1 protein-coding gene is annotated in these 878 nt (G+C 69.4%); it reads right to left on the bottom strand.

Annotated features, from left to right (window positions below):
* Positions 1-51 precede the first annotated feature (51 nt).
* Complete coding sequence (locus tag LZ495_RS43665; protein ID WP_235058869.1) at positions 52-831, bottom strand: transposase; 780 nt, start codon at positions 829-831, stop codon at positions 52-54.
* Positions 832-878 lie beyond the last annotated feature (47 nt).

Here is an 878-nt window from a genome sequence, read left to right as displayed (position 1 = left end):
CTAAAGCTTGTCTCGTAACTCGTGAACGGGTCTGACCTGCGGTCGTGTTCGTCATCCGGTCATGGCGAGGTTGTGCATACGGGCGACGGCGCTGACCGCCCAGAAGACGCCGTCGCCCTTGCGGCGGCAGTCGCGGAGGGCCTTCCAGTTCTTCATGCGGGCGAAGACGTGCTCGACACGGGCGCGGACCTTTCGGTGGTCGCGGTTGTGCTCGGCCCGCCAGCCGGCGACCTCCGGCTCGCCGGGCCTGCGGCGGTGCGGGATCAGGCATCCGGTGCCCTGGTAGCCGCCGTCCGCGATCACCGTCGCCTCCCCGGCGGCGGTGTCGACACCGGACTCGGAGAACGCCCGGCAGTCGTTGCGGTTGCCCGGCAGCGGCCGACCCACCGCGACGACCAGGCGCGTGTCGGCATGCACGAGGACCTGCAGGTTCGTCGAGAACCGGTAGTTCTTCGAGGACGCCGCGACAGTGCGGTCGCGAGTCGGCACCAGCGTCCCGTCCACGATCAGCACCTCGCCCGCGCGCGGCTTCGCCCGCGGCGGATCCAGCGCCAGCAGCGGACTGTGCTTGTCCACGATCCGATGCGCGGCCGCATGCGAGACCCCGAACAGCGGACCGAGCTGCCGCATCGTCAGGTTCGTCCGCAGGTAGAACGCGACTATCAGCACCCGGTCCTCCAACGGCAGCGCCCACGGCCGGCCCGGCCTCGCCGGATCCAGCGCATGCCCGCCGCGGACCTGCACCACCCGCACCAACGCGCGGAACTGCGCATACGTCAACCCCGTGAACACAGGCACCAGTTCACGATCCGCCGCAGAAACAACCGCCATACCCAACCAACGCGACACGGCCGAACGGGTTACGAGACAACCTCTAG

The organism is Yinghuangia soli (genome assembly GCF_021502675.1).
GTDB lineage: Bacteria > Actinomycetota > Actinomycetes > Streptomycetales > Streptomycetaceae > Yinghuangia > Yinghuangia soli.
This window is presented reverse-complemented; position numbering and strand designations above follow the sequence as displayed.

What these genes read in the sequence shown, in the direction of transcription:
- LZ495_RS43665 (WP_235058869.1), bottom strand. Translation starts at nt 831, where the DNA reads ATGGCGGTTGTTTCTGCGGCGGATCGTGAACTGGTGCCTGTGTTCACG.